This window comes from Enterococcus sp. R12, assembly GCF_058135755.1.
Map to the genome: position 1 here is coordinate 1569428 of NZ_CM176874.1, position 24412 is coordinate 1593839.

The 24412-nt window shown below is 40.7% G+C and carries 24 protein-coding genes; 19 read left to right on the top strand and 5 right to left on the bottom strand.

What is annotated here, in order from left to right:
- Positions 1 to 25 precede the first annotated feature (25 nt).
- From ACTW1R_RS07200 to ACTW1R_RS07220, 5 genes are read left to right on the top strand one after another with little or no spacing between them, the layout of a single operon-like run.
- Complete coding sequence (locus ACTW1R_RS07200) at positions 26 to 1255, top strand: efflux RND transporter periplasmic adaptor subunit (RefSeq protein WP_121261606.1); 1230 nt, start codon at positions 26 to 28, stop codon at positions 1253 to 1255.
- Complete coding sequence (locus tag ACTW1R_RS07205; protein WP_271814397.1) at positions 1239 to 1913, top strand: ABC transporter ATP-binding protein; 675 nt, start codon at positions 1239 to 1241, stop codon at positions 1911 to 1913. The genes ACTW1R_RS07200 and ACTW1R_RS07205 overlap by 17 nt, the downstream gene beginning before the upstream one ends.
- Complete coding sequence (locus ACTW1R_RS07210; protein ID WP_311904051.1) at positions 1910 to 3115, top strand: ABC transporter permease; 1206 nt, start codon at positions 1910 to 1912, stop codon at positions 3113 to 3115. Before ACTW1R_RS07205 ends, ACTW1R_RS07210 begins: the two co-directional genes overlap by 4 nt.
- Before the next feature lie 16 nt (positions 3116 to 3131).
- Complete coding sequence (locus ACTW1R_RS07215; protein WP_271814393.1) at positions 3132 to 3332, top strand: hypothetical protein; 201 nt, start codon at positions 3132 to 3134, stop codon at positions 3330 to 3332.
- Positions 3333 to 3335: 3 nt separating this feature from the next.
- On the top strand, positions 3336 to 3692 hold the full coding sequence (locus ACTW1R_RS07220) for a hypothetical protein (RefSeq protein ID WP_271814391.1): 357 nt from the start codon (positions 3336 to 3338) through the stop codon (positions 3690 to 3692).
- Between the two features lie 71 nt (positions 3693 to 3763).
- Here the strand turns inward: ACTW1R_RS07220 and rlmD are convergent, their stop codons facing one another.
- Positions 3764 to 5140, bottom strand: coding sequence for a 23S rRNA (uracil(1939)-C(5))-methyltransferase RlmD (rlmD, locus tag ACTW1R_RS07225; RefSeq protein ID WP_489927548.1), 1377 nt, complete (start codon positions 5138 to 5140; stop codon positions 3764 to 3766).
- Positions 5141 to 5254: 114 nt separating this feature from the next.
- Between rlmD and recX the strand changes: the two genes are divergently transcribed.
- The 4 genes from recX (at position 5255) to ACTW1R_RS07245 (ending at position 8943) form a co-directional block, all read left to right on the top strand.
- Positions 5255 to 6049: a recombination regulator RecX gene (gene recX / locus ACTW1R_RS07230; RefSeq protein WP_034858009.1), complete on the top strand. Its 795-nt coding sequence runs from the start codon at positions 5255 to 5257 to the stop codon at positions 6047 to 6049.
- Complete coding sequence (gene mutY, locus ACTW1R_RS07235; protein ID WP_016610228.1) at positions 6042 to 7193, top strand: A/G-specific adenine glycosylase; 1152 nt, start codon at positions 6042 to 6044, stop codon at positions 7191 to 7193. The genes recX and mutY overlap by 8 nt, the downstream gene beginning before the upstream one ends.
- A 93-nt stretch (positions 7194 to 7286) precedes the next feature.
- The gene (gene ntdP, locus ACTW1R_RS07240) at positions 7287 to 7820 is read left to right on the top strand and encodes a nucleoside tri-diphosphate phosphatase (RefSeq protein ID WP_005225863.1); all 534 of its coding nucleotides are present in this window, start codon (positions 7287 to 7289) and stop codon (positions 7818 to 7820) included.
- Between the two features lie 160 nt (positions 7821 to 7980).
- Entirely contained in the window at positions 7981 to 8943 is a 963-nt protein-coding gene (locus ACTW1R_RS07245) for an N-acetylmuramoyl-L-alanine amidase (RefSeq protein ID WP_121261594.1), read from the top strand.
- Positions 8944 to 9010: 67 nt separating this feature from the next.
- Here the strand turns inward: ACTW1R_RS07245 and ACTW1R_RS07250 are convergent, their stop codons facing one another.
- Positions 9011 to 9445 carry a GNAT family N-acetyltransferase gene (locus ACTW1R_RS07250; protein ID WP_121261592.1) on the bottom strand — a complete coding sequence of 145 codons (435 nt, stop codon included), beginning with the start codon at positions 9443 to 9445 and terminating at the stop codon, positions 9011 to 9013.
- 143 nt (positions 9446 to 9588) lie between these two features.
- Here ACTW1R_RS07250 and ACTW1R_RS07255 point away from each other — a divergent pair, with 143 nt between their 5' ends.
- The 8 genes from ACTW1R_RS07255 to ACTW1R_RS07290 all read left to right on the top strand — a co-directional run bounded on the left by ACTW1R_RS07255 (position 9589) and on the right by ACTW1R_RS07290 (position 18813).
- Positions 9589 to 10704 (top strand): AI-2E family transporter, encoded by a 1116-nt coding sequence (locus ACTW1R_RS07255; RefSeq protein ID WP_271814389.1) that lies wholly within the window; start codon positions 9589 to 9591, stop codon positions 10702 to 10704.
- 112 nt (positions 10705 to 10816) lie between these two features.
- Positions 10817 to 12193 (top strand): hemolysin family protein, encoded by a 1377-nt coding sequence (locus ACTW1R_RS07260; protein ID WP_005225867.1) that lies wholly within the window; start codon positions 10817 to 10819, stop codon positions 12191 to 12193.
- A 239-nt stretch (positions 12194 to 12432) separates the two neighbouring features.
- Positions 12433 to 13449, top strand: a complete 1017-nt coding sequence (lplA, locus tag ACTW1R_RS07265) for a lipoate--protein ligase (RefSeq protein WP_074934723.1) — start codon at positions 12433 to 12435, stop codon at positions 13447 to 13449.
- Positions 13450 to 13460: 11 nt separating this feature from the next.
- Positions 13461 to 14186, top strand: coding sequence for a methionine ABC transporter ATP-binding protein (locus ACTW1R_RS07270; RefSeq protein WP_121261588.1), 726 nt, complete (start codon positions 13461 to 13463; stop codon positions 14184 to 14186).
- Positions 14173 to 14841: a metal ABC transporter permease EmtB gene (gene emtB, locus ACTW1R_RS07275; RefSeq protein ID WP_010748069.1), complete on the top strand. Its 669-nt coding sequence runs from the start codon at positions 14173 to 14175 to the stop codon at positions 14839 to 14841. Before ACTW1R_RS07270 ends, emtB begins: the two co-directional genes overlap by 14 nt.
- A gap of 5 nt (positions 14842 to 14846) precedes the next feature.
- Complete coding sequence (locus ACTW1R_RS07280; protein WP_270290303.1) at positions 14847 to 15662, top strand: MetQ/NlpA family ABC transporter substrate-binding protein; 816 nt, start codon at positions 14847 to 14849, stop codon at positions 15660 to 15662.
- 191 nt (positions 15663 to 15853) lie between these two features.
- On the top strand, positions 15854 to 17434 hold the full coding sequence (locus tag ACTW1R_RS07285; protein ID WP_005225872.1) for a peptide chain release factor 3: 1581 nt from the start codon (positions 15854 to 15856) through the stop codon (positions 17432 to 17434).
- A gap of 725 nt (positions 17435 to 18159) precedes the next feature.
- Positions 18160 to 18813: a hypothetical protein gene (locus tag ACTW1R_RS07290; protein WP_271814386.1), complete on the top strand. Its 654-nt coding sequence runs from the start codon at positions 18160 to 18162 to the stop codon at positions 18811 to 18813.
- 168 nt (positions 18814 to 18981) lie between these two features.
- Here ACTW1R_RS07290 and ACTW1R_RS07295 read toward each other — a convergent pair whose 3' ends face one another.
- A complete protein-coding gene (locus ACTW1R_RS07295) occupies positions 18982 to 20040 on the bottom strand; it encodes a hypothetical protein (RefSeq protein WP_311904048.1) in 1059 nt (352 codons plus the stop codon).
- 20 nt (positions 20041 to 20060) lie between these two features.
- On the bottom strand, positions 20061 to 20564 hold the full coding sequence (locus ACTW1R_RS07300) for a hypothetical protein (protein ID WP_213357058.1): 504 nt from the start codon (positions 20562 to 20564) through the stop codon (positions 20061 to 20063).
- A 1029-nt stretch (positions 20565 to 21593) separates the two neighbouring features.
- Here ACTW1R_RS07300 and ACTW1R_RS07305 point away from each other — a divergent pair.
- Together ACTW1R_RS07305 and ACTW1R_RS07310 are read left to right on the top strand one after the other, a co-directional pair.
- On the top strand, positions 21594 to 22061 hold the full coding sequence (locus tag ACTW1R_RS07305; protein WP_015509564.1) for a hypothetical protein: 468 nt from the start codon (positions 21594 to 21596) through the stop codon (positions 22059 to 22061).
- A 473-nt stretch (positions 22062 to 22534) separates the two neighbouring features.
- Positions 22535 to 23854: a helix-turn-helix domain-containing protein gene (locus ACTW1R_RS07310; protein WP_271813068.1), complete on the top strand. Its 1320-nt coding sequence runs from the start codon at positions 22535 to 22537 to the stop codon at positions 23852 to 23854.
- 162 nt (positions 23855 to 24016) lie between these two features.
- Here the strand turns inward: ACTW1R_RS07310 and ACTW1R_RS07315 are convergent, their stop codons facing one another.
- On the bottom strand, positions 24017 to 24328 hold the full coding sequence (locus ACTW1R_RS07315) for a DUF1827 family protein (RefSeq protein WP_005225878.1): 312 nt from the start codon (positions 24326 to 24328) through the stop codon (positions 24017 to 24019).
- Positions 24329 to 24412: the final 84 nt, after the last annotated feature.

The window sequence follows — 24412 nt, forward strand, 5'->3', positions numbered from 1 at the left end:
GAAGGTGAGATGTTTGAGAAAGCATATGAACAAATCAAAAAAGAGTTTCATGATCATCAGTAGTTTACTGATCATCGGCAGTTTAGGCTGGACGAGTGCCTGGGGGATTGCTCGTCGTGAAGAACCTTCCATCACTCAAATAACTTTGCAAGATCTGCAACCGAGAGCAGATTTTTACTTAGTAGGAGTCGTTGAACCAGCAAGAACGGTTGAAGTCAAGGTGGATAGCTCAAGAGGATCAGTTGTTGAGAAAAAAGTAGAGGCAGGGGATCAAGTCAAAGCAGGGCAAGCTCTTTTTGTTTACTCTAACCCTGAGGGGGCTTTGGCCATTAAAGAAGCAGAACAGGCGACGGCAAATCGCTCGAGAGCTGTGGAACAAGCAAGACGGCAAACGAATCAAAAATGGGAACAATACAATAAGGTCACGAATCAGCTGGAGGAGACGAAACAAAAAATTGCCAGTGCGGAAGAAGAGGACAAAGAAGGGCTGGAAGATCGTAAAACCGATTTGGAAATGCAGCAAAGTCAATTACTGCTAGAAGCGCAAAACTTGGAAAGCAGCATTGGCGATGCCGAATTAGAGCTGGAACGGGCAGAATTAGAACTACGTTCAGTCAAAGAGCAGTATGGCTCAGACGTCGTGGAAGCCGAAATTGATGGAATCGTTAAAGATGTGGACGAACGACAAATGAATCGAAGCGCAAGTGAAGCGGCTCCAGAGAATCCTTTTATGACGATCGTTGATACCAGTCGGCTCTTTTTAAAAGGGACTGTGGATGAATTTCGCCGCAATCAACTTGAACCTGGTCAAAAGGTTGAACTTAGAGACCGTAATGGCGGCAGTCAGCGATGGACTGGAAAGATCACCCGAGTTGGGGATATGAAAGAGCCTTCGGTAGTGGTTGAAGAACAAGGCGCAAACCCTAATTTGTCGCAATTTAGTTTTGAGGTCGTTTTAGATGAAAGTGAAGAGCCGCCTAGTATTGGCATCCATTGTTTTGTAGAACGCATTGAGGAAGAGCAAACCGCGATCAAGCTGCCCAAATCTTTCGTGTTTTATGAAGAAGATAGGCCCTTCATCTACGTCGTTGAGGACCATAAAATCAGTAAACTATCCGTGGAAATCATGGAAGACGAAACGGATGAAGCCGTGTATCTGTTAGAAAGTGAACTGGATATGCAAGTGGCGCTCGTCTTCCCAACAGTTCGGATCCAAGAAGGAATGGATGTGAGACCAAATGATCCAACTGATTGATGTCTACAAAACGTTCCCACAGGGCACTAACGAGATTCACGTTTTGAAAAAAATCAACTTAACAATCAATGCTGGCGAGTTTGTTTCCATCATGGGCCGATCAGGATCAGGCAAGTCGACCTTGATGAATATTATTTGCTGTATAGACACGCCAACAACGGGCAGCTATCTACTTGATGGTAAAAATACCAGTCAATTGAGTGAAGATGAACGGTCCGAGATCCGCAATCAAAAAATCGGCTTCGTGTTTCAAAATTTTGAACTGTTGCCCAAACTATCCGTTTTACAAAATGCTGCCTTACCGCTCTTGTATGCTGGTGTCAATCAGGAAGAACGAACGACTCGAGCAATTCACGCCTTAGAAAGTGTCGGATTGAGGGATCGGATCGATTTTAGGATCAATCAGTTGTCAGGGGGGCAAAAACAACGAGTAGCGATCGCTCGGGCATTAGCAGGAGAAGCAAATGTGATCTTAGCGGATGAGCCGACGGGTTCTTTAGATACCGTTAATAGTCATGAGATCATGGCGCTATTTACTAAGCTGAATCATCTAGGAAAAACAGTGGTTTTGATTACCCACGAACAAGAAGTCGCGGACTATGCAAAGCGGCAAATCGTCATTAAAGATGGTGAAGTTGTTGAGGAGGGCACAAGATGACCGAAAATATTCGCTTAGCCATTCAAGCAATCTACCAGCATCGTTTGCGTTCCTTGTTGACGATGCTAGGAATCATTGTCGGGATTGCCTCCATCATTTCCATTGTGAGTATCATCAACGGAAATACTGAGAACATGAAAAAGCAGCTGATTGGTGGTGATATTAACTCGATGCGGATCGAATATGACGCCAGAAGTGCTTTTTTAGCGGGCGAAAGCGGCAGAAATGATCGTTTGCCTGATTACGCCCCGCAACTATCAGAAGGAGAGCTGCAAAAGTTGCTGACCATTGATCATGCCAAGAACGTTAGCTTGTTCTATGAAGCCAATCTGACAGTTTTCCAAAGAGACCAGCAAACCGATACGATAGTGCTAGGCATGGATCGCGGGTTCTTTGAAATTTTGCCCCATACGATCCTTGCTGGCAGAGCAATGACTGAAACCGAATTGCGGACACAAAAACAAGTTGCGGTGATTACGAAAGATTTGGCGGAAATTTTTTTCTCGTATCGTGATCCTATCAATCAACTGATTGAAATCAATGGGACACCCTTTCGCATCGTTGGCGTAGCTGTTTCTGACACGGAGCAACTGTCAGGGAAATATGTCTTCATCCCTCGAGGCAGCCAAAGTTTCGTCGAAGGAAAGCTCAACCAAAGGCCAACAGTGCTGTTTCAGGCAACGAATGCGGACGTCTTAGAATCAGCAGTCGTTCAAGCCAGCCATGAATTGACCAAGAGTATTCCGCCTTCAGATTTTGTTTTTTCCATCCGCAACTATGATGAAGTGCAGAAAATGACCGATGATATCAATCGATCGAATATGATTTTACTGGGGGGAATTGCTAGCATTTCCTTACTCGTCGGTGGGATCGGAGTAATGAATACGATGCTGGTCAGTGTGACAGAGCGTACCAGAGAGATTGGTTTGAAGAAAGCATTGGGTGCCAAACGTAAAGTGATTTTGCAGCAATTTTTGACAGAAGCAATCGTTTTATCGGTGATCGGGGGGCTGATTGGCATCATCGTCGGTCTGTTGATCAGTCTGATCGCCTTGCGTCTGTTAGAGTATCCGATGACGATCTCATTGTTATCCATTTTGATCAGTGTGTCATTTTCAATGCTGATCGGTACGATTTTTGGTTACTTACCCGCTTATAAAGCGTCGAAATTAAAACCGATCGAAGCATTACGCTATGAATAAAAGGAAGGTGTTTTTTATGAAAAAAAGTCAAACAGCGATTATCTTGTTTGTGGCATTACTTAGTGGTTGTGGTGTTGCTGCGAATGACCCACAGACAAACAACGACAACGTACCCATCAACAACCAAATCAATACGCCGCAAACGCAAACACAATCGAGTCAAAGTGGAGACGAGACCCAAAATAATGACGATCAAACCGATCAGACAAAAGCGTAACAAGTGACTCAGACTGATGCAGAGCGAGCGAATGAGGAATTGGCACAAGCAGATGAAACGGGCACACTCATTCTTATTGATGGTGATCGTTTTGAGATGGAGTTGACGAACATTTCTCAAGGAACAGGGGAAGACGGCGAAGTCTTTGATATGGCGATCGCATCTGAGGAAAGATTATCCTTTACGATTACTAGCGAGACTGAGATAAAAGTAATTCTATATGATGCACAATCGCATAATTCTCGAATCGTGGAGGGGTCTCGTGCGGATCTGCATCTTGAACGATCGGTAAGTCTTTATGGGCAGCGAGTAGGGGACACCTTTATTGCCACGAAAGTCCTCGTCTTACAAATCAATTAATCGTTATGCTTAAAAGACAACGAAAACAATATTCGCCTGACAGATCACAAGATGATTTGTCAGGCGAATGATTATTTGCGGGTCAATTTTACCACTACTTCGCAGCGGGCGGTTTGTGGAAACATATCTACTGATTGCAGATATTTTACGTGAAACACTTTGGCTAATTGGACCAAGTCTCTTGCTAAAGTAGAAACATTACAAGATATATAGACCATCTTCTTCGGTGGTTGTTTCAGCAAAGCTTGCAATAATCGTTCATCCAAGCCTGTCCTTGGCGGATCAACAATGATGCTATCAGGTTTGAAGCCTTCATTAAACCATTTTGGTAAGAGCTCCTCAGCAGTTCCCGTTTCATAATGGGTATTTTGGGCACCAATGCGGCGTGCATTTTCTTGGGCATTTTCAATTGCTTGAGGAATAATGTCCATGCCGCGGACTTCTTTGGCATATGGAGCCACGCTCAACCCAATCGTTCCCACACCGCAATAGGCATCAACGACTGTTTCATTTTTGCTCAAGTCAAGGGCTTTTAACCCTTCTTGATACAAGATGCTGGTTTGCTGTGGATTCAGCTGGAAGAATGCGCGGGCGGACAAGTCGAAGGTCAGTTCATTCAACCGTTCTTCGATCGCTTCTTTGCCCCAAAGATGAATCGTTTCCTCTCCCATGACGACGGACGTTTTTTTGTTTTGCACATTTTGCATGATGGAAACGACTTGCGGCAAGCGCTGATTGATCTCGCGAATCAGCGCATTTTTTTGCGGCAGTTTGACAGAGTTGGTAATAAACACGACTTGAACTTCGCCAGTCGCGATCCCGATACGAACCATCAATGTCCGTAGAATCCCGCTGTTCTTGCGTTCATCGTAAATCGGGATCTGGTATTTATTCAACAATTGGACGATGCCGTTGATCACTTTTTGCGTATCTTGTTCTTGTACGAGGCAATCATCAATGGCGACTAAGCGATGAGACTCCATTTCGTATAAACCCGCTTCGATTCGTTTGGTTTGACTGTTGTAACGCAATTGAAATTGTGCTTTGTTGCGGTAATGCCAAGGAACATCCATGCCTAAAGTATCCCTTAGTTCAAACTGTTGGTAGTCTTTTGGCTTAAATTTTTCAAGTGCTTGTTTCAATAGGTCTTTTTTGAAGTCTAATTGTTTGTCGTAGACTAAGTGCTGCAATTGGCAGCCGCCGCAACGGTCGTAAAACTTGCAGGGTGGTTGGATGCGATCGCTGCTTGGCTTGATGATTTTGGTCATCTTGGCTTCAGCAAAGCGGGGAGATGTTTTGGTGACTTCGGCAATGACCTGTTCCCCCGGTAGAACACGGGGAACAAAGATGATCAACTTTTTGTAATACCCAATGCCTTCTCCGTTGATCCCCAAGCGTTTGATCGTTAGTTGTAGTTTTTGTCCAAGCTGGACTTGTGTATTTGTCATGTGAACTCCTTAAATAAAATAGTCAGTTCATTTTACCACATTTTTTCAGCTTGATTAGAAGGAATTTCATCGTAGTTGTGGTAAAATAGAATGTACGTTCGCGAGGTGAAGAAGATGAATACAATTATTCGTATCAATAAAGGAAAAGGACCATTTTATGAAGTGGCGACATCAGAAGGTGAAACGCTGCGGGTCTCAGAAGATCTTTTGGTCCGTTTTCGGCTATTAAAAGGCAAGGAACTGAGTGAAGAAGAATTAAAAGAAATCAAAAAAAGTGCGGGGTTTGATTTAGGATTGCAGCAAGCCATGAACTATATCAGCTATCAGCTGCGTTCTGAAATGGAAGTCCGTACCTATTTGAAAGACAAAGAAATCGAAAAACAAGACCGAGACTTAGTCGTTGAACGTCTGAAAGAGTTGAATTTGATCGATGACAAAAACTACGGAGAAAGCTACATTCGCACCCAAGTCCGCATGAGTGATAAAGGGCCCGTGGTCATCAGTCAGCAATTGAGAAAAAAAGGATTAAAAGATTCCGTGATTCAGGAAGTATTGCCTTTGTATACCGAGGAAATGCAGTTTGAAGTCGGTTATCATACGGCTGAAAAAGCGATGCGTCGTTTTCACAACAAAAGCCATAAAGAAATGATCCAAAAGATAAAAATGCATTTGATGCAAAAAGGTTTTCATCAAGGAGTCATTCAGATGATTTTGGATGAATTACCGATGGAAAAAGATGAGGACCAAGAAAATGAAGCGCTCCAAAGAGAAGGGGCCCGACTTATGCGGCGGCATCAGCGGTTACCGTTGATGAAACGAAAAATGAAAATCAAGCAAGGCCTTTATCAAAAAGGGTTTGCCATCGATGATATACAACGATTCTTAGATGAGGAAGTAATGGATGAGTAAGCAATGGGAAACTTGGGATGAAGAAAAAATCAAGACGTTCCAAGAAACATTTTTAACTTGGTATCATAAAGAAAAACGCAATCTGCCTTGGCGGGCGACCAACGATCCGTATGCAATCTGGATCTCAGAGATCATGCTTCAACAAACACGAGTGGAAACAGTGATTGGCTATTTCTATCGTTTTATGGAACAATTCCCGACGATTCAAGACTTGGCGGCAGCCGAAGAACAAAAGCTTTTAAAGGTTTGGGAAGGTTTAGGTTATTACTCTCGTGCCCGTAACCTTAAGGCTGCCGCCCAGCAAATCGTTGCCGAATTCGACGGAGAAATGCCCCAATCAATTGAAGAGATTCGCTCATTAAAAGGAATTGGTCCCTACACAGCTGGAGCCATTGGCAGTATTGCTTTTGGCTTGCCAGAACCGGCAATCGATGGAAATGTGATGCGGGTCGTCAGTCGGTTATTTTGTATCGAAGCAGATATTGCGAAAGCCAGCAGCCGAAGACCATTTGACGAGGCGATGAGAACGATCATTTCCCCCGATGAACCTGGTGAGTTTAATCAAGCCTTGATGGATCTTGGCTCACGAATCTGTACACCCACTACACCGAAATGTGAAGAGTGTCCCATCAGTCAGTATTGTCTTGCTTATGCGGAGAATCGACAAACAGACTTTCCAGTGAAATCGAAAAAAGCAAAGCCAAAAGATGTCTATTACATCGCAGGCGCCATCGAAGATCAAGGCTCGTTTTTACTCGTGCAGCGACCTGAAACAGGCTTATTGGCTTCTATGTGGCATTTTCCTTTGGTAGAAGTGACGAAAGAACAGTACGAGGCTCTGCAGCGAACATGGGCAAAAGAGGAGCAGCTGCAGTTGGATTTGATTGCCGAAGATGATGCCCTCGAGATTTTTCCTGATCTGCCTGTCGTTTGGCAAAAACGACATTTTGGCGAGATCACTCATATCTTTAGTCATTTGAAATGGCACGTCCTTTTATTTTACGGCAGAAAACGGGGAGAGCTCACGTTACAAGACAGCGAATGGGCAGCAAAAGAATCCTTTCAAAACTATGTTTTCCCAAAACCTCAGCAGAAATTGGTGGATCAATTAAAGAAATATCAGAAACTCGATAAAGATTTCTAGGCAAAGCTTTCTTTTATTGCTATAATATTAACGATGTCGGTGTAATGAACACCCAAACAAAACGCAAGTTTTCTTGCTGAGGGAAGGGTTGCTATGCGAGTTCCAAAAGAAGGAGAGTTTGTCAGCATTCAAAGCTACAAACATGACGGCAATTTGCATCGAACGTGGCGGGATACGATGGTCTTAAAGACCAGTGAATTCTCAGTGATAGGGGTCAACGATCATACATTAGTGACCGAATCAGATGGAAGACGCTGGGTTACCCGTGAACCAGCAATTGTATATTTTCATAAAAAATACTGGTTTAATGTTATTGCAATGATTCGAGAAAAGGGGGTTTCCTATTATTGTAATCTTGCTTCACCGTATTTACTTGATGAAGAGGCATTGAAATATATCGATTATGACCTTGATATCAAAGTATTTCCTGATGGCGAGAAACGTTTACTAGATGTGGATGAGTATGAATTGCACAGTAAGATTATGCAATATCCGCAAGACATTGATTTTATCTTGAAAGAAAATGTCAAAATTTTAGTAGATTGGATCAATAATGGCAAAGGACCCTTTTCGCAAGGGTATGTGGACATTTGGTATGATCGCTACAAGCAGTTGTCTCAAAAATAAGTGAAATGGGTCGGATCGCTCATTTTTCCCGAGAAACTTCAACCATTTCGGTTGAAGTTTTTTTGTGCTGTGAGAGGGTTGCTTCTAGCAGTTGCCTTTAAGTTCTGTTTAAGCTGCTAGTCCCATGATAGAAAGACCAAGAAAAAAGTGGGGGAAGCAAATGAAGAAAAAAGGGAAGCTTGTTATCGGTACTACCATGATTCTACTTTTTGCGGCAGGTTTTGCTGTGTTGAAAAATGATCATTTTGTTCAAGAAGAGACCCAAGAAAGCACGGCTCAAACCGAGTCGGACGCGCAAGCAGAAGAGGTCGCACAAACGGCAAGCATGGTCCAAATTTACGTGGATCCCTCAGAATACGATGCAGCGATTGAAAGTGAGAACGATTATGTATCGATTTATCAGACAACAAGTCAAGAAACCGTCATCGGGAAGATCCACCGTGGAAGTTGGGCAACCGTACTTAGTCAAACAGAAGAGATGGTTGAAATCCAAACTGACGATGGAATAACGGGTTACATTGAAAAGCATTCTGCATCCATCCAAGAAGTTCCACTTTCGGAGACGCCGAAAAAATTGTCAGACTTTAAAGTCGTTCTTGATGCGGGGCACGGAGGCGAAGATTCTGGGGCGCTGTCAACGGATCAAACGATCATGGAGAAAGATTTGACGTTAGCCACCGTCCAAACCATCGGCGAAGTACTGACCCAAGCGGGAATTCAAGTCAGTTATACACGCACCGAAGATCGCTATTTAGCGCTGTCTGAAATTACTGCAGCTTCACTCTCGGAGGAACCAGATCTATTTATCAGCATTCATTTCGACAATTCAGAGCTACCAAACGGCAATCAAGGACTGACAACTTACTATTACTATACTGGGGCAAAAGAGATGGCAGAAACGATCACTTCCAGTTTGAGTAGTTCAGTGGCATTGAGTTCCAACGGCACTCGTTTTGGTAACTATTATGTTTTACGAGAGCAATATATTCCAGCAGTTTTGTTGGAGTTAGGCTATTTGAACAGTGACACTGATTTAGCGGTGATTACAAGTGAAGGCTATGATCAAAGGGTGGCGCAAGCATTGCTGACAGCGATTGAAGAGATCGTTGAAGAAGAGGAATAAAAAACAGCGACCACAAAACAGAGGAAGGATCTGTTTTGTGGTCGCTGTTTTAAGTAATCACTGCTCGTTAAAAGGTTTTGCTCATTTTGATATGGGGCATATCCGCGTCTAAAAAGACATCGCCTTCAGGCTGATAGCCTAACTTCAAGTAAAATTCTTTGGCAGTTAACTGTGCCCCTAACGTGACTTTTTTGATTCCTTGTTTTTGAATGAAAGCTTCCGCTCCCTCGATCAACTGCCTGCCGTAGCCTGAACCTCGATGAGCAGTTGGCACCGCCATTCGCTGTAATTTCACCTCATGATCAGAGATCGGTAAAAAACGTAAGGTTGCGACTGCTTCATTGTCATCGTCATATAAGACGAAATGAACAGCCAATGCCTCATTTTCATCTACTTCTAATGCTAATGGAACCCCTTGCTCTTTTACGAACACTTGATTTCGTATTTTCAATGACGCCAAATAGATCTCACTTAGCGTATCTTTTGTTTGTGCGATATGCATAAAAAAACTCACCTCAGCTATGATTTCTCCGTTATTTTTATTAGTATACCACTTTTTTTACAAATTTCTTTTTTTTGCGGCTAAAGTCGCAAGCTTTTTTTTACAAAATCAACTATAATGTTATAAAAAAGGGAGGGAATCTTTTGTTCGACAAATTCAAACAATCAAAACTGTTCTTTTGGTCATTGGAAGCATTGGTTTTAGTGACACTCGTGTTTGTGTTAAGTAAAGTCAATTTTCTATTTGCACCGATCGGCACGTTTTTTTCTACTTTATTTGCACCAGTATTGATTGCTGGCTTTCTGTATTATCTGCTAAATCCAATCGTCCTATTTTTGATGAAAACGACAAAATTAAAACGACTGTTTGCTGTCATATTGGTTCTATTGTTATTAGTAGCAGCAATCATCTTGATTTTCGTCAGCGTTATTCCTAATCTGGTGAGTCAGATTACTTCATTGGCGGAAAATATTCCAACATTTGCCAAAAATATGGAAAGCTGGATCTCAAGGATCGCAGATGATCCATTTTTCAAACAAATCGATATCGCGCAGCAGTTAGAAAACCTAAATCTTTCTTATGGTTCTTTGCTGCAGCAGTTTCTTAGTGGGTTATCCACTAGCTTAGGATCGATCGTCAGTACGATTGCTTCCGCGACGATGATCATCGTTACAGTCCCATTCATCCTTTTCTACATGTTGAAGGATGGAGAAAAGCTAGTTCCTAATCTGAAAACTGTCTTTCCAGAAAGAAGACGAGAGCAGATTGTTGGGTTGCTAGGTGACTTAAACAAGACATTATCCAATTACATCAGTGGGCAAGCGATCGAATGTATTTTTGTCGCTACCTTCACGTTTATTGGGTACTGGATGATCGGCGTCAACTATGCCTTTCTTTTTGGGGTGATCGCAGGGGTCACAAACTTGATTCCTTATTTAGGTCCGTATCTTGGCTTGATTCCAGCAGTCTTAGTGACGGTCTTTGATGAACCGTTCCGCGCATTGCTGTGCTGTGTCGTGGTACTAGTCGTCCAACAATTAGATGGAAATGTTATCTACCCGAATGTGATCGGAAAATCATTAGCGATCCATCCATTAACGATCATCTTGGTTTTATTGGTCGCTGGAAATCTGGCAGGTTTGCTGGGAATTTTCTTAGGAGTACCGTTTTACGCAATTTGTCGGACGATCGTGGTCTTTATTGTTCGTCTGATCAAAGATGACAAAATCAAGAAAAATCAAGAACGGTTGATTGAGTAATCAATGACTGGTGTTTTTTATTGCAAAGAAAAAAACTTTGTGATAGGATTTTATCGTGGGCTAAGCCCACGATTTTTTTTAGAATATGAAAAAATAAGGAGAGAATGCTATTATGAATGCTGACCCCGAGAGTCAGTCGCTTCTAGCGCAAATTTTATTATTGATCGTTTTGACATTGATCAACGCTTTTCTAGCGGCCTCTGAGATCGCAGTCGTCTCAGTCAACAAAAACCGTGTGGAGCAAAAAGCGGAAGAAGGAAATGTCAAATCACAAAAATTATTGAAAATCATTGATAATCCAACAAATTTCTTGTCAACGATCCAAGTTGGGATTACCTTGGTGAATATCTTATCTGGGGCATCTCTGGCAGATACCTTGTCGACCCGTCTGGCACCTTTATTAGGTGGAGGAACGGCAGCTAAAAGCTTAGCGAACATTATCGTTTTAGCGATCTTGACCTATGTGTCGATCGTTTTCGGTGAGTTGTATCCAAAACGTATCGCCATGAACAAATCAGAAGAAGTTGCCCAGTTCACTTCTGGTGTGATTCGAACGATCGGGATTATTGCAAAGCCCTTCGTCTGGTTCTTATCTGCTTCAACAAGCTTATTGGCGCGGATCACTCCAATGGAATTTGACGATGAAGACACAAAGATGACCCGTGATGAAATGCGGTATATGTTGGAAACAGAAGGGGTCTTTGAAGAAGATGAATTAGAGATGCTGCAAGGGATCTTTTCATTAGATACGAAAGTGGCCCGTGAAGTCATGGTTCCTCGAACTTCTGCCTTTATGGTGGATATCAATGACTCAGTAGAAGAAATTTTGACTGAAATTTTAGCAGAAAATTATTCTCGTATTCCTGTATATAATGAAGATAAAGACAAAGTCGTTGGGATTTTGCATACCAAAAATCTTTTGAAATGTGCCTACAAATACGGCTTTGAAACAATGGACATCAAGCAGATCTTGCAAGAACCACTGTTTGTTCCAGAAACAGTCTTTATCGATGATTTGCTTTATGAATTAAAGAAAACCCAAAACCAAATGGCGATCTTGCTTGATGAATACGGCGGAGTCGTTGGGTTAGTTACATTAGAAGACTTGCTTGAAGAAATCGTCGGTGAGATCGATGATGAATCCGATGAGGTCGAAGAGCTTTATGAAAAAATCTCTGATAAAGAATACGTGATCCAAGGTCGGATGCTGATCGATGATTTCAATGAAGCTTTCAATATGAGCTTGCATATGAGCGACGTCGATACGATGGCAGGCTACCTGATCACTGCTTTAGGAATGATTCCAGATGAAGGAGAAAAACTTTCCTTTGAAGTCGATAACGTGAAATTGATTTCTGAAGAAATGGAAGGATCACGTGTCTTGAAGATCCGTGTAATCTTCCATGATCCAGAAGAAGGCGAAGTGGAACCAGAAGAAGAACGCCGCTATTTCCGCAAAGATTTTGAGGAAGATGAGCCTCGCCGTTAAAGTTCCGCATGAATGAAATGAGAAAGACCAAGGCAACTGCTTTGGTCTTTTTTGTTCCTTTTTTTTACTTATTCCCCTTGATTTGTTTGTAAGAAACGGTTACGATAAATCTAATCAATAATACAGTTTAAAAACAGATAAAAAAACACTTGTATCTTATCGTTAAGCACTTTGATTGCAATTTTCCGTAAGAAAAGCGAGAATATCCATAGAAATCTAATAAGAACGAGGGGCTTGAAATGAAATTTTACCGTATGCTTAGTGATGATATCCGTTACAATTTGGCAACTGAAGAGTATTTAATGAATAACGTAGATGTTTCAGAACCTTGTCTTCTGTTATACATACAAAAACCATGTGTTATAATCGGCAGAAATCAAAATGCGTATCAAGAGATTGATTTTGACTATTTAAGGAGTCGCAATATCGTGTTGACTCGCAGGACATCTGGCGGTGGAGCAGTTTATGACGATCTAGGCAACATGAGCTTTAGTTTTGTCACCAAAAAAGATGCCACGAGTTTTGGTGACTACCAAAGTGCAACACAACCGATCATGAAAGGCTTAGCGGCAATGGGAGCCAAGGAGGTAGAAGTACATGGCCGCAATGATCTGTTCATTGATGGGAAAAAGTTTTCTGGCAATGCGATGTATACAAAAAAAGGTCGAACGTATTCTCATGGCACATTGATGTATGATGTGGATCTAGAAGAATTAACAAAAGTCCTACACGTTGCCCAAGAAAAAATTGCCTCTAAAGCAACGAAATCCGTACGGAAAAGTGTGACGAATATTAAACCGTATTTGGCAGAACAATACCAATCAATGGATACCAAGGCATTTCGAGACACACTCCTTTGCCGAATCTATGAAGTAGAATCGATTGATGAAATCAGTGAGCAAGAGATCGTCTTGACGGATGCGGATCGCCAAGCAATCCAAACGTTGTTTGAAGAACGTTACGCGAACAATGAGTGGATTTTTAATGAAGCGCCTGCTTTTGAATGGCAAAAAAGAAAGCGGTTTGCGCAGGTTGGGATCGTTGAAGTCGATTTTACTGTCAACAAAGGCAAGATTGCAGCGATTCAAATTACCGGTGATTTTTTTGGACAAAAAGAGATCAGTGAACTTGAAGCGATGCTACGAGGTATTGATTTTGAACAAAACACCATTAGCCGCTTGCTAAAGGATATTGCCATCGAGCAATTTATCCATCAGATGACTAACGCTGAATTTCTTGCGTTGCTGTTTGATTAGGAGGAAAAAAGATGCTAGAAGCCATCAACATCACAAAGCGTTACGATCGAAGCGTCCTAGATGGTCTCTCTTTTGCTGTTCAGCCGGGGGAGATTGTTGGGGTCGTCGGCAAAAGCGGCTCGGGGAAATCAACGTTGCTTCGGCTTTTGAACTTAATTGAGACACCTGACAGTGGGGAGCTGCTCTTTGACGGGAAACGAATCGATCCCTTAAACAAAAAGCAACTGCTACATGCGCAGCAGGAAATCGGCATGATTTTTCAAAATTACAATCTGCTACACAATCGAACCGTTTTTGAAAATGTCTATTTGCCCTTGAAGTTAATGGGGAAATCATCAAAGAAGGTGTTGGAGATGCTTTCATTTGTTGGGATGGAAGACAAAGCCGATATCTATCCAGCCAAGTTGAGCGGTGGGGAGAAACAACGAGTAGCTATCGCACGGGCGTTGATCCGTGAGCCGAAAATCCTGCTGTGTGACGAACCCACTAGTGCGCTGGATGAAGATACGAAAGCCGATGTACTTGCTTTACTGCAAAAAGTTCAACAGACGTTTCAGCCAGCAGTCATTTTCGTTAGTCATGAGCTAACCGCAGTCAGACAAATTTGTCAACGTGTGTTTGTATTGGAAGATGCCGTCTTTGCAGCGGAATTTGTCAATCATCCGCAGCCAATTGTCCGCAAAGAAAGCTCTTATGTGGACAAAGTGGAGAGGAGTTTGCTGCATGACGATCAGTGAGAGTATTTTGTATTATTTACCTGAATTACTTCAGTCTTTGAAAGAAACAGCGATCATGATGGGGATTTCGATGCTCGCAGCCATTGTCTTAGGACTACCGCTAGGTGTCTGGCTCTTTCTTAGCCGCAGTCGTGGGAAAAAAATCTCATTTCTTTATGAGGGTTTGAATCTCGTTGTGACGATCATCCGCTCATTTCCGTTTCTATTATTTGTCGTAGCCTTGATCCCACTGACGCGGATGCTTTTAGGCAGCTCATTTGGACCGATTCCCGCCAGTTTCCCTTTGAGCATCGTTGCTATGAGTATTTTTGCTCGCTTGACGGAGCAAGTACTGCTGGATGTCCCAGAAGAAGTTTCTTACTTGGCGAAATCCCTTGGCGTCAGTCAATGGCAATACGTTTGGTCGTTTTTACTAGTGGAAGCTAGAAGCGGCTTGATTTTATCTTTAACGACGACAGCAGTCAGCATGGTTTCTTATTCAACAGTGATGGGGATCGTCGGCGGTGGTGGTATCGGCGATTTTGCGATCCGCTATGGCTATCAACGCTATGAATATGGCGTCATGTATTTTGCAATTATCATCATGATTCTTTTGGTCTTTATCCTGCAAGGGATTGGCAATCAAGCAGCAAGAAAACTTGATAAACGAAAATAGGAGGAATGAAAGTGAAAAAAGGATTTGTTTTAGGATTGAGTGTTTTGGCATTAGGTGTATTGGGGGCTTGCGGTACGAGTTCGGATGAGGCGAGCGAAGAGAAAATCATCAAGGTCGCTTCGCAAACGACGCCGATGACCGATGTCGTAAAAGTTGCAGCGGAAGCAGTGGAAGATGGCTGGGAAATCCAATTGGTCCAAGTCAATGACAATATCCAGTACAATGAGCTGCTGAATAATGACGAGGTCGATGCCAACTTTGCGCAACATGAACCATATATGCAAATGTATAATGAAGAAAAAGATGCAAACCTAGTGGCGTTAGATAAAATCTACAACGCAAAAGTCGGTTTTTATTCCAAAGAGTATACGGATATCAATGATATTCCAGAAGGAACGAAAGTCGCATTGCCGAATGATGTGTCCAATGAAGGTCGAGCGTTAGCGATTTTAGCAGAAGAAGGATTGATCACTCTCAAAGATGGCGTTGGTGTTAATGGAACACTTAAAGACGTTACCGAAAATCTGAAAAATTTTGAATGGTTATCTGTTGATTTACTGAATCTTGCGGAAGCCTATGATGAGCCGAATGTATCCTTGGTATACAACTACCCAACCTATATTGCGAAAATCGGTTTGAAACCAGCCGATGCCCTTTTCTTAGAAAAAACGATCGATGATCGCTTTGCTATCTCATTGGTTGCTCGAGAAGACAATCAAGATTCTGAAAAAATCGCCGTCTTGCGCCGTGCCATGACTAGCGATAAAGTTCGCGAATTTTTAGAAAACGACCATAGCGATACCTTACTGCCAGCATTTTAATTTATTTCCATCAAATGGAAGGAACGCCCTTTGCCTAACTCTGTAAAAGAGAGTAGTCAAAGGGGTTTCTTGTCTTTTTTTGCTTTTTTATCACCCTTATCCATGATATACTGATTTGGTCAGAAAACTAGCGACAGTCTAAAATGGTCACTGTTCGCATTGTAAATACAAGAAATGGAGCAATAGAATCAATGGATAATCCAAAATTAAAACAACAAGTAGATAGTCGCCGTACCTTTGCGATTATTTCCCACCCGGATGCGGGGAAAACAACCATTACAGAACAATTATTATTATTCGGTGGCGCGATTCGCCAAGCTGGTACGGTCAAAGGGAAAAAGACTGGGAATTTCGCAAAGTCCGACTGGATGGAAATTGAAAAACAACGGGGGATCTCCGTGACCAGTTCCGTTATGCAGTTTGATTACCAAGGCAAACGGGTCAATATTTTAGATACCCCTGGGCATGAGGACTTTTCTGAAGATACCTACCGTACCTTGATGGCGGTGGATAGTGCGGTCATGGTGATCGATAGCGCAAAAGGGATCGAAGCGCAAACGAAAAAACTCTTCCAGGTCGTTAAAAAACGCGGTATTCCGATCTTTACCTTTATCAATAAACTCGACCGTGATGGCCGCGAACCATTAGAATTATTAGAAGAACTAGAAGATCTTTTAGAGATCGAATCATTTCCAATGAATTGGCCGATCGGCATGGGGAAAGGCTTAGAAGGACTGTATGATATCCATAACCAACGGGTCGAATTTTATCGTCCAGACAATCACGGTGGGGAACGTTTAGTTGCCCTAGATGAAAATGGTCAATTTCCTGCAGATCATCCATTTGCCGAAGACGGGTTGTTCCAACAAGTTTTAGAAGAAGTAGAATTACTGCAAGAAGCTGGCGATGCCTTTGATACAGAAAAAATCGCACGAGGCGATCAAACGCCCGTGTTCTTTGGTTCCGCCCTTACGAATTTCGGTGTGCAGACCTTTTTGGAAACCTTCTTGTCCTTTGCACCAGCGCCTTACGGTCACAAAACTTTGGCTGGTGATGAAGTCAGTCCTTATGAACCAGAAATGTCTGGGTTTGTGTTCAAGATCCAAGCAAATATGAACCCTGCCCATCGTGACCGGATCGCCTTTGTCCGTATTTGTTCAGGAACCTTTGAACGAGGCATGGACGTGACACTTGAGCGTACTGGCAAAAAAATGAAACTCAGCAATGTGACACAATTTATGGCAGACACCCGAGAAAATATTGAAGAAGCAGTCGCTGGAGATATTATCGGGGTTTATGATACGGGAAATTACCAAATTGGCGATACGATCTATGAAGGGAAACTAAAAGTTGCTTACGAAGAGCTGCCATCGTTTACTCCGGAACTCTTTATGAAAGTCACTGCAAAAAATGTGATGAAGCAAAAATCTTTCCACAAAGGAATCTATCAGTTGGTCCAAGAAGGGGCTATCCAGTTGTACAAGACGTATCTTAGTGATGAGTATATCATCGGTGCTGTCGGGCAACTGCAATTTGAAGTTTTCCAATATCGCATGATGAATGAGTACAATGCCGAAGTCATTATGACCCCAATGGGCCACAAGATCGCCCGTTGGATCGATCCGAAAGACTTGGATGAGCGTATGAGCTCCAGTCGTAACATTTTAGCGAAAGACCGTTTCGACCAGCCATTGTTCTTGTTTGAGAACCAATTTGCGATGCGCTGGTTCGCAGATAAGTACCCAGACGTCGAATTGAAGAGTTTGATGTAAGAGTCGGTTCCCGCGAGACTGTCTAGGTATGCGCAACTTTGTACGTAAGGCTGATCTTTTTTAATTGAACGATCGTAGAAAGTCCTTTCTTATCCAAATGGATAAGAAGGGGCTTTTTTTGCTGAAAACGTGCTTTTGATACAGAACGAAGGTTGCATGATTGGGGGCAATCGTCCAATGATCAGACAATTATCCTAATTCATAACCATTCTTTTAAAAGAAGATAAAATGAGTCGGAAAAAGAGCGTAGTATTAAAGGTGACCACAAGGAAATGCACTTGAAATGAATAGAAAAATATCATAGGCGCATTTGATGATTCAGGAAATTTTCTCCTTGTTTGAAAGTAGGGGGAAAGCAGAGAATAGATTGCCAGTGATAGAGGTCGTTTAATCATTTGATCGAGGACATGTTCTTTTTGTCAGATGCTACTAGTGAAGCCTAAGCTTTCTTTATCTGAGCATGAATCGGTGATAGCCCTTGAAACTTCATTTGAAGAACTTCTAGCAGATAGCTTAAGTTTTCAGTTGGTGTACCATGGCTTCGCGACTCAAAAAATGAATTAGTCTTATTGCTAGTTTACAGTTATCTATATATCGATTTTGCTAAAGCAAATGATTATATATTAAATAAAAGTGATTTCTGAAAGCAGAAAGGGGACCAGGTAGTGCTAAAAAGCTTGTTATTCATATTTTCGGCGATATGTTTCTTTCCAACAGTAGAGGCTATGGCTGATGACGTTTCCGAAACTTTGATTTTTGATTTAAACACGATTGACTTTAAGGATGAACACTATTATTTGTTAAAAACCACACAAGATCTTCAGCTGACCGTCGATAGCAACGGCAGTGAAGGTGCTTTTGGCGTAACAATCACGGCTGTCGGGGAAGCATTTTCAGCAGAACTAAACAGCGTGAACGGATCGGAAGAGATGATCATTCAGATCGAGGATGCTGATGAAGCATCAATGATTCTTAATGTAGATGCAACATTGAACATAAAGGAATATCTTGATTCTAACTCTGAGTACTACCTATCAGTCACTTTTACAGCAATTGATGATTCAGAGACCTTTACGAAAGAGATAAAAATGAATCAGACGGATGAGGAAAAAGAAGAGATTCCGGATGAAAATCTGACAGATGAAGACCAAGACGATGGAAAACAAGAAGACGATGGCATCGAAGATGAATCCGAGAGCCAAAAGGAAGAAGCAGAATCTAATTACGACGAGCAAGCAAACTTGGAAGAAGACAACCTTGATAATGATTCTACCAAACTAGAAGATTCGATCAGTGATGTCGAGGATGAGGCTAGTGCTGAGTTTTTTTTAGGGAAGAAAAGCCAGTACGAGACAGCACCTTTTTTTCAAAAGAAATGATCGTTGAAGAAAAAATATTTAGGCATATATCAGGAAAAACCGCTTATTTGATATGAGCGGTTTTTCTTGTCCCACTTCGGCGAGGAGATACGCAACATTACTTTAAAAAGGAAGCTATCAATAATTGATGAGCAGTGGAATAAGCAGAAACAGCACAAAAGAGAGGAACTAGCCCTCTCTTTTTCTTTTTGATTTTAAAATGTAAAAGACTGCAGCTGCCAACGCTGCAACAAGAACAAAGATGATCCAGATAAGGATTTGATTATTTGTCTGAACATCGGCAGTGTTCGTTGGACGGTTCTCTTTTTTGAAGTTATCCAAGTCTTCTTTCTCATAAGAAAAAGTAGTCGTGATCGCTTTTCTAGTTGTTTCTATAGTTAAACGGTATTCTCCTTCAATAAGTTCACTATCGTCTATTAAAGGGATCTGCATTCTTGATTTGGTTAACGGCGTTAAAAGAACGGAATCTGCTAACTCTCCAGAGGCAATTGTTTCTCCATTGGGGTTTATTAGTTCGTAGAGCGCATTGTTTAAGTTGCCTAAAATAGGATTATAGTTGAGGGCATAAAATTGTAGGTTTACTGTGTCCTGAAGAGCAACGAAGGAGAAGTCTTCATAAACGACGTCTTTGATCTCTTCAACTTCACTAAAAAGTAAGTTGATAAAAATAAGTGACTCATACACAGATTTGATACCAACTGAATCTTCTGCTGTTTCAAGACCCATGATCTGACTAAAATTGATTGCCCCCATCACGGTTCCTTCACGTGCAGGCTCCTCTGGAAGAGTAATCGTAACGGTCACAAGAACGGATTCATTTGGGAGAATCTCGATTTGATCATCGTCATCTAATGCTTCTGATTCGATCAATGCATAATTTGAAAAGTTATACTTATCATCTAGCAGTAAAGTCAAGTCATCGCTATAGATGATATCCGATTCTCGTGAGAGAGCAGTAGAGGTGTAGGGCGTGACAACAATGGATGAGTCACCAGATCCAACATTTTCTAGTGTAATTTCAACAATATACGTCGTCTCCATCTCAGGAGAAATACTCAAGGTATTATCAGAAGTTTTGTATTCTGTTTCTCTCAGAGTAAGTTTCAGTGAGTTCGTCGTCTCATCGGCATTTGCATTACGGATGTTTGTATTGCTGATCAGTGTCAGTAAGAGAAGCAACACAGAAATCCTTAGAAAAGAATTTCTGTGTTTGAATGTATGATTCATGATTTTTTTCCTTCTGAAAATTATAGTGGTGGAGTTTCACCAGTATCAGGAGTACCGTCTTGTGCTGTTATTGTAATTACAGGTTTATCATCAGTTTCTTGTAACAAAGCAAATGTTCTATTAATGGTAAATGCTATTTCTGTTTCTGTTTCAGGTGTTGAAGCAACTTCAATCGCTCTTGCTTCTAAAGAAGAAGGGTTACTTCCGATAATGCTTATGCCACTGTCATTAGGTGCCGTTACGGAAATATTAACTGTTTTAGGAGAACGAGTTAAGTTTTGTAATGTTCCTCCCACATTAGATACAGATCCTTCCACAATTCCAGTATTTCCCTCCAATAATGCTTCTGTAATTTGTATGGGATTTGATAGCTCCATTTCATTAAAAGTGAATGTTGCATCACCATCAATAACTTCAATTTCAATAGGTTCGGTAATTGTTGCTATAGTATTGGCAAATGCGTTGACTCCTCCGGCTAACAACAAAGATGCAATGAATGTAGTACCCAAAATAACTTTTTTCATAATAAAACCTCACTTTAATTTTTGCAGATGATTTACTGCTTAAATAAAGTATACAATGATGGTGTATTATGTTATTATCCGTTTTTTCGCTATTTTTAATGAAAAAGTAGAAAGTATTTTATTAATCTGATTTTTTTATACAATAATTTAATTAAATATTCTAGTGGTCAAATGATGTTGATTATCAAGTCGACCGATCTTTCTGTCTACGAATTATCAATTCGGTAATAATCACTATGAAAGTAAATTTGTTGCAGGGTTATATTTTGGCTTTTATTTTAAGTCAAAGTCTTCTCAGAGTTGAAAGAATTGTCGTTCCAACTAGGATTGGACCTAAAAACGAAAAAAATGTTATTCGTAGTCTCTGAGAATTTGCTCTGAATCAGTCGCTGTCAGAGAAACGAGTTCTGAAAATTCATGTTTAATATTTCTTTAGTGAACCCCTGCAATTCAATAGAAATCAACTTTCTATCATTTTTAAGAAACTATTTTGGAAGTAGCTTTACGCGTATGAACAGTTGCGTAGGGTGGGGATTGAAAAGTATGATTCTATTTATGCGTTCCTATTGGATAGGTATATCAAAGTTACTTATGAAAAAATATCAATTAACGTTTTCATTCAATTAGTAATCTGCACCTACAATTCTTCTAGCTTCACGCGACAGAGACATCAAGGGGTACTCCTGTGTTAATAAACGTTCATGTTTGTTTCTTTATAAAGATATCTCAAAAACTAACTGTGTGGGATGGCTATCTCATGAACCCTAGATTTTAATAGGAAGCATAATTTTTTAGGAATATACAATCAGACTCTTTGAAGAAACCCTTGAAAGAGTTTTTTTGTCTTTCTTAATTTTATGAAGTTGCTACTCGTTTCTAATCGACAGGTCTTTTAGTCAGTAGAAAGAAAAAGAGTGACAATGATTATTTTATTTGTAGTTTTTTTGAAAAAAAGACGATAAAAATCAGCTGGTTCCTACTATATCCTTAATAGCAGAGGATCAAAGTTCTTTTAAGGAGTGAATCAAAATGCTGCAAACCAGAATAAATTTCAGTGGACAAAAGAATGCTACCATGTTGACTGTGCGCTTTTTCAGCAACAAGACGAACACGATTTTAGAGAGAAATTTAATTGTGGATCAAGAAGATGATCGGCAATCGGTTCTTGACTACTTAGCAGAATCACTAGGGGAAATCAACATCTTGCAATACTCTTCGAAAAACGTTTTGTGTATCGCTGAACGTTCAAGGCTAGAAAAAGCAGGAGGCACGCATCGATTGGAACATTTTTGGGGAGATGTCATCAGTTATATCGTTGAGTGCGTGGATAAATCGGGTATTCATTATGATTTGCATGTCATTGGCAATGTTGATTCGGATGATGAAGAAATTATGCGGGCAATTAATGAGATGAGTGATGAATTGTCGATCATCAACATTTATGAATACAAAGATTGCTGGCTAAAAAGAGAAGATATTATATTACAAGCTCTTTGAAATGAACTTGATTCCTCAAAGAAGTTTGTCCAGCTAGAAAATGATTTTACTCTCCAAGTCACTTACCAATCAATGAAAGAATACGAATTTTTTCTAAGTCTATGGAAACAGCTAATTCCTAGGATCTTTTTAATGGTTTCCAACACTTTTTTGTTACAAAAGGTAAGAATCGTTTCACAATTTTTTCTCACCCGTTCTGTTTTAAAGAAGCGGGGGTTTTTCTGAAGTTTTTATTAAAATTGTCCGTTTAATGAAAAAAGAGGCTCAAATTTAAGTTTATTTTACTATAATTGGAAACTAGGATACTTTTTAAATAAGGCGGGTAAAAAATTTTGGAGTATATAGAAAAGTTGTATAGGTTTTATTTAACCAAAAAACAGGTAGATAAATTAACTATTATTAGAAATATCATTTTGGAGAAGCAGCTGTCTCTCGATAAAATATGTGAAACGATAAACAAATCTTTGTATCAGGTGAAAATTTTGATCAATGAAATCGCCGAAGATATGAGAGAGTTTACGACCTTTGACGAGTCTATTTTTTTGCTGAAAAAGAGAACCGTTTATTTGTCACGAGAATTAAACGAAGAACAAAGCCTGCATATTTTTGTAAATCTAAAGAAGAAGTATTTCTTAGAATCTCCTTATTATCGTCTATTATCCTATTTGTTAAGAAAAAGAAAGACCCGTATGGTGGACATCTCAGAAGAATTGATTTTTAGTATTTCTTATTGTTATAAATTGATCAGCTATCTGAAAAAAATGCTGGTTATCCAAAATGTCCCGATTACTATCAATAACAACACAGACTCCATTGATCTGACAGGGGCAGAGCCTTGTGTGCGGATGTACCATTATTTAGTTGAGATCATGGCTTGCAATGTTTACATCAATCAGCGCACCCGTGCAAGCGTTGAATTAGCTGCGAAAGAATATGAGCCGTTGAAAACTACAAAAGTGAAGCACGACATTATGTTTTCAATCATTGAAAATGCGGTGTTGAGGGGCTATATCGTCAATGAATTAGACGAAGCTTCCATCGCTATTTATGAGCAAATCAAGCAACTCAATGGGGAAAAGCAAGTGATCAAGCTGCTGCCGATCAGAAGTCAGCAAGATATCGAGAAAGAACAGATTTTTTATCATTTCTGGGTTTTTCTCTTCATACCTGAAACGATCTCGGATCAAGAGAAACTTCTTTTGGGGAAACAGCTGCGAAACCTCCCGGGGAATCCATTGGTCGAATTTTCTGCCGATGTTGTGGCTGTCTTGTCGCAAAAGTATGATCTTTCCAAAGCGATCGAAGCGTTTCTTACCTATGAATTAGTGATGAATACATGGGGCTGTCTTCATCTCTTTTTGGATAGTTTTGTGTCTACTGAAGATTTGTCCTCTACGAACGAACGCGTATTAGAGGTGGAGGAGCTGATTGCGACCGTCTTGCAGCGCCATTCGTTTGTAATAGAAAAGGAAGCCCTTTTCTTAAGGAAAATCGCTCAGATTACAGCATCTTATTTACCTATCCAAAAAGAGGAACCGATTCGCATTGGTATTTCTCTTTTGAACCATCCAGAATATATTCCGGTCATTAAGAACAAACTATTGAAAATTTACAATGAAAATGTGATTCACTTTAGTTCGAACTTAGGAGACTCAGACATACTGGTTTCTGATGGCGTGCTGATCCATAATGAGTCACAGAAATTTACATTTTTTGGCAATGTTCATAGTACCAAGGATTGGCACAATCTACATGTGATGATCCAGTCGATGATTTCTAATAAATATACTTGAAAAAGAGAGCGTAACGCTCTCTTTTTTTGCTTGACTATCAGGTAGCGTTGGTCGAAGTACTAGGCGAAAGAAGGAGGAGAGAAGACAAAAAAAGATATCTATAAAAGAGGGCTGCGACAGTCACCTTTTATAGATATTTTTTAAACACGTGATTAGGCAAAGCTAACGTGAGGAAGACAACGTTTTTTTGATGGAGATTTCTACCACTTCGGGCATTTGGATCACAGAGATCGTAGCAGGATCATAGGAGCCATCAGGTAATTTTTTCAAGAAGTAATTTTTGATTTCTTCTACTTCCGTCGGGCGAATATTCCGTTTTTTATTGATCAGCAAAATTTCATTGTGGTTCGGCGCTGAGGTAAAGATCACGGTCGTGTCTCCGGCAGTGTAAACCTTTACAAGTTCTGCGTCGGTATTTTCAAGTTGATTCAATACTAGTCGAGAATGGCTGTTTGTAACGTTGATTAATTTCACCAGACTCACCTCACATTCTATGTATTTATTAATAACATTATAGGTCGTTTTTTTTCAAAAGAAAAGCCAGACAACTCGGAATTA